The 9153-nt window shown below is 69.9% G+C and carries 9 protein-coding genes; 6 read left to right on the top strand and 3 right to left on the bottom strand.

Annotation, left to right across the window (positions count from 1 at the left end):
• The first annotated feature begins 111 nt into the window (after positions 1 to 111).
• From purC to Q0112_RS16285, 5 genes are read left to right on the top strand one after another with little or no spacing between them, the layout of a single operon-like run.
• Positions 112 to 876, top strand: a complete 765-nt coding sequence (gene purC / locus Q0112_RS16305; protein ID WP_297977039.1) for a phosphoribosylaminoimidazolesuccinocarboxamide synthase — start codon at positions 112 to 114, stop codon at positions 874 to 876.
• Positions 876 to 1115 (top strand): phosphoribosylformylglycinamidine synthase subunit PurS, encoded by a 240-nt coding sequence (purS, locus tag Q0112_RS16300; RefSeq protein WP_297977038.1) that lies wholly within the window; start codon positions 876 to 878, stop codon positions 1113 to 1115. The genes purC and purS overlap by 1 nt, the downstream gene beginning before the upstream one ends.
• A 2-nt stretch (positions 1116 to 1117) precedes the next feature.
• Positions 1118 to 1795 carry a phosphoribosylformylglycinamidine synthase subunit PurQ gene (gene purQ / locus Q0112_RS16295; RefSeq protein WP_297977040.1) on the top strand — a complete coding sequence of 226 codons (678 nt, stop codon included), beginning with the start codon at positions 1118 to 1120 and terminating at the stop codon, positions 1793 to 1795.
• Between the two features lie 34 nt (positions 1796 to 1829).
• On the top strand, positions 1830 to 3587 hold the full coding sequence (locus Q0112_RS16290) for an ATP-binding protein (protein WP_297977036.1): 1758 nt from the start codon (positions 1830 to 1832) through the stop codon (positions 3585 to 3587).
• Between the two features lie 2 nt (positions 3588 to 3589).
• Positions 3590 to 4945 (top strand): sigma-54 dependent transcriptional regulator, encoded by a 1356-nt coding sequence (locus tag Q0112_RS16285; protein ID WP_297977035.1) that lies wholly within the window; start codon positions 3590 to 3592, stop codon positions 4943 to 4945.
• A gap of 142 nt (positions 4946 to 5087) precedes the next feature.
• Here the strand turns inward: Q0112_RS16285 and Q0112_RS16280 are convergent, their stop codons facing one another.
• The 3 genes from Q0112_RS16280 to Q0112_RS16270 form a co-directional block, all read right to left on the bottom strand.
• Positions 5088 to 6440 (bottom strand): SLC13 family permease, encoded by a 1353-nt coding sequence (locus tag Q0112_RS16280; RefSeq protein WP_297977034.1) that lies wholly within the window; start codon positions 6438 to 6440, stop codon positions 5088 to 5090.
• Positions 6441 to 6530: 90 nt separating this feature from the next.
• Positions 6531 to 7184: a DUF1638 domain-containing protein gene (locus tag Q0112_RS16275; protein ID WP_297977033.1), complete on the bottom strand. Its 654-nt coding sequence runs from the start codon at positions 7182 to 7184 to the stop codon at positions 6531 to 6533.
• Between the two features lie 47 nt (positions 7185 to 7231).
• The gene (locus Q0112_RS16270; protein ID WP_297977032.1) at positions 7232 to 7939 is read right to left on the bottom strand and encodes a B12-binding domain-containing protein; all 708 of its coding nucleotides are present in this window, start codon (positions 7937 to 7939) and stop codon (positions 7232 to 7234) included.
• A gap of 158 nt (positions 7940 to 8097) precedes the next feature.
• Between Q0112_RS16270 and Q0112_RS16265 the strand changes: the two genes are divergently transcribed.
• Positions 8098 to 9153 (top strand): PA0069 family radical SAM protein (locus Q0112_RS16265; protein WP_297977030.1); only part of this gene is annotated, 1056 nt, incomplete at its 3' end.

The following is a 9153-nucleotide window of genomic DNA, read 5'->3' as shown; positions in this document are numbered from 1 at the left end:
GGCATTCGGCCGAGAAGCTTGCTCCTTTCCGGCCGGGAGTATAGAGAGCGCATAACCGGGGAAGGACGGGCATACCGCCCGAGCCTCCCTTGCGCATTCCGGAGAACAGGCATGGCCCGACGCAGGCTGGTTTACGAGGGCAAGGCGAAGATTCTCTACGAGGGGCCCGAGCCCGACACGCTGATCCAGTACTTCAAGGACGAGGCGACGGCGTTCAACGCGCAGAAGAAGGCGGTGATCGAGGGCAAGGGCGTCCTGAACAACCGGCTCTCGGAGCATTTCATGACCGGGCTGAACGCGGTCGGGGTGCCGACGCACTTCATCCGCCGGATCAACATGCGCGAGCAGCTGATCCGCATGGTGGAGATGATCCCGCTCGAGGTGGTGGTGCGGAACTATGCCGCCGGGTCGCTGTCGAAGCGGCTCGGGATCCCGGAGGGGCAGCAGCTGCCGCGGCCGATCATCGAGTTCTATTACAAGGACGATGCGCTCGGCGACCCGATCGTCAGCGAGGAGCATATCGTCGCCTTCAACTGGGCCACCCAGCAGGACATCGACGACATGATCGCGCTGGCGCTGCGCGTCAACGACTTCCTGTCGGGGATGTTCCTCGGGGTCGGGATCCGGCTGATCGACTTCAAGATCGAGATCGGGCGGGTCTACGACGGCGACTTCCAGCGGCTGATCGTGGCGGACGAGATCTCGCCCGACTCGTGCCGGCTCTGGGACATCGAGACGGGGCGCAAGCTCGACAAGGACGTCTTCCGCCAGGATCTCGGCAGCCTGTCGGAGGCCTATACCGAGGTGGCGCGACGGCTCGGGGTGATGCCGCGGACGAACGGGCGGACGCATGTCGGCCCGAAGCTGGTGAACTGATGAAGGCGCGCGTCGAGGTGACGCTGAAACCGGGCGTGCTCGACCCGCAGGGCGAGGCGGTGCGCCATGCGCTCGGCGCCCTCGGCTTCGAGGGCGTGGGCGAGGTCAGGGTCGGCAAGGTGATCGAGGTCGATCTCGCCGCCACCGACGCCGCGGCGGCGGAGGCCGAGGTGGAGGCGATGTGCCAGAAGCTCCTCGCCAACACGGTGATCGAGAACTACGCGGTGGAGATCGCATGAGCCTGAGGGCCGGCGTCGTCGTCTTTCCCGGATCGAACTGCGACCGCGACATCGCGGTGGCGCTGGGCGAGGCCGGGGTAGAGGTGACGAAGGTCTGGCACAAGGAGACCGCCCTGCCCGCGGGGCTCGATCTCGTGGCGATCCCCGGCGGCTTCTCCTTCGGCGACTACCTGCGCTGCGGCGCCATCGCCGCCCGCTCGCCGGTCATGCGTGCGGTGGTCGACTTCGCCGAGGGCGGCGGGCACGTCATCGGCGTCTGCAACGGCTTCCAGGTGCTGATCGAGGCGGGGCTGCTGCCCGGCGCGCTGATGCGCAACGCCGGGCTCCGCTTCGTCTGCGGCACGACACCCCTCGTGGTCGCGACGGTGGAGAGCGCCTTCACCGCCGGCTATCGCGCCGGCGAGGTGATCCGCCTGCCGATCGCCCACCACGACGGCAACTATTTCGCCGACGAGGCGACGCTCGACCGGCTCGAGGGCGAGGACCGGGTGGCCTTCCGCTACGCGGAGAATCCGAACGGGTCGGCCCGCGGCATCGCCGGCGTCCTCTCGGCCAACCGGCGGGTGCTCGGGCTGATGCCGCACCCGGAGCGGGCGGTGGATCCGCTGCACGGCGGCACCGACGGCAGACGGGTCTTCTCCGCCTTCAACCCGGCGTCAGCCCTCGTCCAGGGTGCTTGAGCGGAGCGCCGCAGGGTGAGATAGGATTGCCCTGATGAGCATCGGAACCGACAGCAAGCTCCCGAACGCCCCGCCGGGGCGCTTCTGGATGCGCGCGGGGCTGTTTGCCTCGGTCCTCGGCATGCTCCTGGTCATCTGGGCAAGCCACGCCTACCTCACCCGTTCCTTCAGCGAGACCCAGGAAGCCGACGCGACGGTCCGCGCCACCCTCTACGCCGGCTCGATCCAGTCGACGATCCAGCGCCACTCGGTGGTGCCGCTGCTCCTCTCGCGCGATCCGATCCTCATCCTGGCGCTGCGCTCGGGCAAGTATTCCGGCGCCGAGGAGCGGCTCGCCAGCTTCAAGGAGGAGATCGGCGCGGGCTCGATGTTCCTGCTCGACGCCGAGGGGCGGATCGTCGCGGCGAGCGACGACCGGCCGCGCGAGCAGTACGACGGGGACAAGGCCTATTTCACCGCCGCGCGGGCCGACACCGGCACGATCTTCTCGATCATCGAGAACGACGACGGCGGCTACAGCTTCCACTATGCCCGCCGCATCACGCAGGACGACACCTTCCTCGGCGTCGTCGTGGTGACGGTGCCGCTCGGGGCGCACGAGGAAGGCTGGCGACGGGCGCGGCTCAAGGTCGTCGTCACCGACAGCGAGGGCCATGTGCTGCTCGCCTCCGAGCCGAACTGGCGGCAGAACACGCTCTCGAACCTGCTGGCGCCGGCGCCCGATCCCTCGCGGTTCACCCGCGCGCTCAGCGAGGCGCGGCGGACCTTCGGCTCGCCCGCCTACGTCTATGTCGCCGGAACGCCGCACCTGCAGATCGAGGTGCCGGTCGGCTTCCGCAACTGGCGGCTCACCTACTTCTCGACGCTCGAGGACGTGCGGGCGCGGGTGAACGCGGTCCTCTCGCTCATCATCATGGTGCTGGCGCTGCTGCTCGCCCTCGCCTTCTACCTGCTGTCGCGGCGGACGCGGGCCGAGAGCCGGCGCATCCAGCGCGAGTCGGAGGAGCTGCGGGTGCTGAACCGCCGCCTCTCGGCGGAGATCGGGGCGCGGAAGCGGGTGGAGAAGAACCTCAAGGAGGCGGAGCAGAGCCTCGAGCAGGCCTCGAAGCTCGCCGCGCTCGGGCAGATGTCGGCCGCGGTCAGCCACGAGCTCAACCAGCCGCTCGCGGCGATGAAGACCTATCTCGCCGGGGCGCGGCTTCTCCTCACCCGGCGCCGGCCCGAGGAGGCGCTCTCCTCCTTCCAGCGCATCGACGACCTGATCGACCGCATGGGCGGGATCACCCGCCAGCTCAAGTCCTACGCCCGCAAGGGCGACGTCGACATCGAGCCGGTCGACCTGCGCGACAGCGTGCGCTCCGCGCTCGCCATGATGGCGCCGCAGCTCGGCAAGATGGCGGTCAAGATCGTGACGACGCTGCCGTCCGAGCCCGCGATCGTGCAGGCCGATCCGCTGCGGATCGAGCAGATCATCGTCAACCTGCTCAGGAACGCCATCGACGCGGTGCGCGGGCGCGACGACCGCGAGATCAAGATCCTGCTGGTGCAGGGCGAGACGATCCTGCTCTCGATCGAGGACAACGGGCCCGGCCTCCGGGAGCCCGACAAGCTTTTCGAGCCCTTCTACACCACCAAGAAGCCCGGCCAGGGGCTGGGCCTCGGGCTCGCCATCTCCGCCGGCTTCGCGGCCGAGCTCGGCGGGCGCCTCGTCGCCCGCAACGCGCCCGACGGCGGCGCGGTCTTCGAGCTCCTGCTGCCGCGCGGCCGGGGACAAACACAGGCTGCAGAGTGAGCATGATGCCAGGTCCGACGAACGTGAAATCCAAGGTCGCCATCATCGACGACGAGGTCGACATGCGCGAGAGCGTGGCGCAGTGGCTGCAGCTCTCGGGCTTCGAGCCGATCTCCTTCGACGCGGCGGAGCCGGCGCTGAAGGTGATCGGCCCCGACTTCCCTGGCGTCGTCATCAGCGACATCCGCATGCCGGGGATGGATGGCATGGCGCTGCTGCGGCGGCTGCAGTCGGTCGACCCCGGGCTGCCGGTCATCCTGATGACCGGGCACGGCGACGTGCCGATGGCGGTCGAGGCGATGCGGATCGGCGCCTTCGACTTCGTCGAGAAGCCGTTCGAGCCCGACCGGCTGGCCGATCTCTGCCAGCGCGGCGGCGAGGCGCGGGCGCGCACGCTCGAGACGCGCGCGCTGCGGCGCGAGCTCTCCGACGGCAGCGTCATCATGCGCCGGCTGATGGGGGCGAGCCCGGCGGTCGAGAAGCTGCGCGAGCAGATCCTCGACGTGGCGCAGGCGGACGGGCATGTGCTGGTGCTCGGCGAGACCGGGACCGGCAAGAGCCTGATCGCCACGGCGTTGCACGCCTGCGGGCCGCGGGCGGCCAAGCCGCTCGTCACCATGAACTGCGCCTCGGTGTCGCCCGAGCAGGTCGAGCCGATGCTCTTCGGCGGCCCGGACTGGCCGGAGAAGCCGCTGATCGACCAGGCCGAGGGCGGCACGCTCTGCCTCGAGGACATCGAGGCGCTGTCGCCGGCGGCGCAGGCGCGGCTGCTCGATGCGATCAACGACAACGACCCGAACGGCACGGCGCGGCACAACATCCGCATCATCGCGGTGTCGAGCCGGCTCGGCCCGGGCACGCCGCCGGCCGAGGTGCTGCGCGACGATCTCTACTTCCGTCTCGCCGGCCTCGTTCTCGAGGCGCCGCCGCTGCGGGCGCGGGGCGAGGACATCCTCACCCTCTTCTCGCACTTCACCATCCAGTTCGCCGAGGAGTACGGCTGCGAGCCGCCGACGCTGAGCGCGGGCGATGCGGCGAACCTGGTTCAGGCGCCCTGGCCGGGCAATATCCGCCAGCTCATCAACCTCGCCGAGCGGGCGGTGCTGCAGGCGCGGCGCGGCGACAACAACATCTCGGCGCTCTTGATCGACGACGGCTTCCAGGCGCCGGCCTTCCCGCTCGACGCGGAGAAGCCGCTCAAGGAGCATGTGGACGCCTTCGAGAAGATGCTGATCGACCATGCGCTGCGCCGCAACCAGGGCAGCGTGAGCGCGGTGATGGCCGAGCTCGCCCTGCCCCGCCGGACGCTCAACGAGAAGATGGCGAAGTACGGGCTGAGCCGGCAGGACTATCTCTAGGACCGGCCCTCGCGCACGCTCGTCGCACGCGTGCGAAAACCGGTAAGTGACTGAACGTCTTGGCATATTCCAAAGACGTTCATCACTTCTTCACCAAGGTTACCGTGCCTGGTGCCGCCGGGGGAGGCGTTTTCGCGGGTCTCTAGAGGACGAGGCTCGCCAGGATCACCATCGGCAGCGAGACGACCGAGGCGATGCCGGTGACCACGGTCAGCGTCTTGAGCGCGCCTGTCGTCGACAGGCCGAGCAGGCCCTTGAACATCCAGAAGAAGTTGCTGTTGACCTGCACGGCGAAGAGCGCGCCCGACGCGATGGCGAGCCCGATCACCACCGGCGAGATGGCGAGCTGCGGCACCAGCGGGCCGACGATGCCGGCCGCGGTCAGCGCCGCCACCGAAACCGAGCCGATGGCGAGGTGGAGCACGGCGGCGATGAACCAGGCGAGCAGGATGCTGAGCAGGACCGGGCCGCCGGCGTCCGCCGAGAAGAGCTGGCCGAGCGCCTCGTCCATGCCGACGGCGCCGATGACCTCGCCGAGCGAGCCGCCGACGCCGGTGATGAGCAGGATCTCGCCGCTGGTGCGGAAACCCTCGGAGAGCGCCTCGTTGGTCCCTTCGACGCCGATCGAGCGCCGCGCCAGCAGGTAGGCCCAGAGCAGGCCGACGAAGAGCGCGAGGTTGGCGTTGCCGATGAAGTCGATGAAGTCGTTGGTGATCCCGGCGAGATCGGCGAAGGCGCCGAAGGCGATCATCAGCAGCGGGACCAGGATGGGGGCGACGGACTGGCCGAGGCTCGGCACCCGCGCGTCGTGCTCGGGGTCGATGGCGGCATCGTGCGCCTCCATCTCGATCATGGCCTCGTCCGGCTCCTCGTCGGACTCGCGCTTCCAGTAGCCGGTCCTGAGCAGCATGTGGAAGAGGAAGGTGGTGACGAGCGCGGTGGCGAGGCCGATGACGAGGCCGGGGAGAAGCCAGGCGCCCAGGCCGACGTCGACCTGGCCGGCGATCAGGATCACCGCGAGGCCGGGCACGACGAAGACGTAGCCGGAGAAGATGCCGGTGCCGATCGCCCCCGCGAGGAGCGGCAGGCCGTCGCGCCCGAGGTGCGGCGCGGCCGAGCGGGCGACGGGCGAGGCGAGCACCACCTGCACGTCGACGTAGATCGAGGGGAAGATCGTCGACATCGCCCCGGCCATGGCATAGGGCAGCCGCCGCGGGCCGACCGCGGAGACGAGTGCCGTGACCATGCGCTTGAAGGCACCGGTCGCGTGCAGCAGCGATCCGATTACCACCCCGAAGCCGATCAGGAGCCCGACCTTGGCCATGATCTCGCCGAAGCCGGAGGTGATCGCCCCGAGCGTGCCGGAAAAGCCCGCCCCGCCGGCGAGGCCGAGATAGAGCGAGCCCAGGATCAGCGAGATGACCGGGTCGACGCGAAACCGGATGATGAGCCCGATGACGAGAACGATCGCGATGGCGGTATGCAGGACGACCATTCTCACCTCCCGATTTCGTGAGGCGATGATAATCGCGGAAATCGTTCGCCGTCACGGGCAATCTTGCCGGCCCGGCGGAATGGTGCTCCGTCAGCGGTCGGCGGTGGCCGCGAGGGCGGCTGCGAGGTCGCCATAGCCGGTCAGCCGCCGCTCGTAGGCGAGGCCGAGTCGCGCGGCGCAGCGGGCGGCCTCGGCGTCGAGCGCCGGGTCGTCGAGCTGGGCGAGGTAGATGAGGCGCTGGTAGTTGCCGAAGATCATGTCGCGCAGCTCGGGGTGCCGGTCGAGGCCCATGGGCTTCCAGACGAAGGCGTCGAACTGCCGCACGAGGAAGTCGGTCAGATAGTAGGCGAGCATCTCGTCGTCGCCGCGGGCGGCGAAGCGGTCATTGCCGTCAAAGAAGCTGTAGCAGTGCGGCCCGGCCATCATCTCGACGCCGAGCGCGGCGCAGCGCGCGGCGAGCAGGCCCCCGGTGCCGCAGTCGGCGTAGCCGATGAAGATCCGCGCGTAGCGGCTGCGCGCCTCGCGGACCGCCGCCTCGATCGCGTCGGGGATGCGGTCCGGCCAGAGGTGGAGCTTGGCCGGCAGGCACTGCAGGTCGAGGTGGGTCCAGCCGTTCAGGTCGCGCAGCGCCAGGATCTCGCGCGCCAGCGCGCCGCAGGCGATGACGAGGATCCGCTCCTCCCCCGTGGCAGCTCCCGTCGCGGCGAGGCCGCTTTCGCTCAGGCTGGTGTCGTCGAGGTCCATGCTCGGTAGATAGGGCCGGCACGCAGGCGCGGACAGGCCCCGTGCCTCTAGCGGGCGCCGGCGAGCTGGTTGTGCTTGCGGGCCATGAACTGCTTTGCCGTCTCGACCGCCACCGCCGCGTCGCGGCAGTAGGCGTCGGCGCCGATCGCCTTGGAGAATTCCTCGTTGAGCGGCGCGCCCCCCACCATGACGACATAGTGGTCGCGCAGGCCGCGCTCCTTCAGCGTGTCGATGACGACCTTCATGTAGGGCATGGTGGTGGTCAGCAGCGCCGACATGCCGAGGATGTCGGCGTCCTCGCGCTCCAGCGCGTCGAGGTAGCTGTCCGCCGGGTTGTTGATGCCAAGGTCGACGATCTCGAACCCCGCCCCCTCCATCATCATCGAGACGAGGTTCTTGCCGATGTCGTGGATGTCGCCCTTGACGGTGCCGATCACCATCTTGCCGAGGCGCGGGGCGCCGGTCTCGGCGAGGAGCGGCTTCAGGATCGCCATCCCGGCCTTCATCGAATTGGCGGCGAGCAGCACCTCGGGCACGAAGAGGATGCCGTCGCGGAAGTCGATGCCGACGATGCGCATGCCCTCGACCAGCGCCTTGGTCAGCACGTCGTAGGGGGTCCAGCCGCGCCCGAGCAGGATGTTGACGCCCTCGACCACCTCGTCCCTGAGGCCGTCGTAGAGGTCGTCGTGCATCTGCGGCACCAGCTCCTCGTCACTGAGCTCGCTCAGGATGATCTCGTCGTCGTCTTCGGCCATCGGCTGCTCCGGCGGGCTGGCAGGCATCATAGCTCCGCTTAGCCGATCCGGCGGCGATCTCGCGAAAGGAAACGACTCCCCGTGGCGGTGCGCCGACAGGGGCGGCCTTCGCCGGCCGATGCTGGCGGATGTTCTCATTATGTTCTAGAGTCCCGCCCATGATCGGGGACGAATCGGATCGGGTGCCGGAGGAGCTGCGGCCGGGGCGCGGGGCGGCGAGCAACCGGGTCGGGCGGTTCGAGCCCTATGCCCGGGTGCGGGTGGACGACGGGTGGGTCGTGGAGGCGGAGGCGACGGTGCGGACCGAGGTGGCGATCGAGCGGCCGCGGAGCGTCATCACCCGCAACACTTCGCCCGACGTCGGCTTCGACCGGTCGATCAATCCCTATCGCGGGTGCGAGCATGGCTGCATCTACTGTTTCGCGCGGCCGAGCCATGCCTGGCTCGGGCTGTCGCCGGGGCTCGACTTCGAGACGCGGCTGGTGGCGCGGCCGGCGGCGCCGCGGGTGCTGGTGGCGGAGCTGTCGCGGCGGGGCTACCGGGTGGCGCCGATCGCGCTCGGGACGAACACCGATCCCTACCAGCCGATCGAGAAGCGGTTCGGGATCATGCGGGGGATCCTCGAGGTGCTGCGCGACTTCGGCCATCCGGTGACGGTGGTGACCAAGGGGACGCTGGTGGAGCGGGATGCGGACATCCTGGGGGAGATGGGGCGGCAGGGGCTGGCGCGGGTGGGCGTGTCGGTGACGACGCTGGAGCGGAAGGTGGCGCGGGCGATGGAGCCGCGGGCGCCGGCGCCGGAGCGGCGGCTGAAGGTGATCCGCACGCTGAGCGACGCCGGCTGCCCGGTCCGGGTGATGATGGCGCCGGTCGTGCCGGGGCTGACCGACCACGAGATCGAGGCGGTGCTCGGGGCGGCGCGGGACGCGGGCGCGGTGGCGGCGAGCTACGTGGCGCTGCGGCTGCCGCGGGAGGTGGCGGGGCTCTTTCGCGAGTGGCTGGCGGAGGCCTTTCCGGAGCGGGCGGCCAAGGTGATGAACCAGGTGCGCGAGATGCACGGCGGGCGGGACTATGACGCGGCCTGGGGGAAGCGGATGCGCGGCGAGGGGGTGCGGGCGGAGCTCATCTCGCGGCGCTTCCGGGCCGCCCGGGCGCGCCTCGGGCTCGACCGGGACCTGGCGCCGCTGCGCACCGACCTCTTCCGGGTGCCGGCG

It is taken from the genome of uncultured Amaricoccus sp. (assembly GCF_937858865.1).
In the GTDB taxonomy this organism is placed as follows: domain Bacteria; phylum Pseudomonadota; class Alphaproteobacteria; order Rhodobacterales; family Rhodobacteraceae; genus Amaricoccus.
This window is presented reverse-complemented; position numbering and strand designations above follow the sequence as displayed.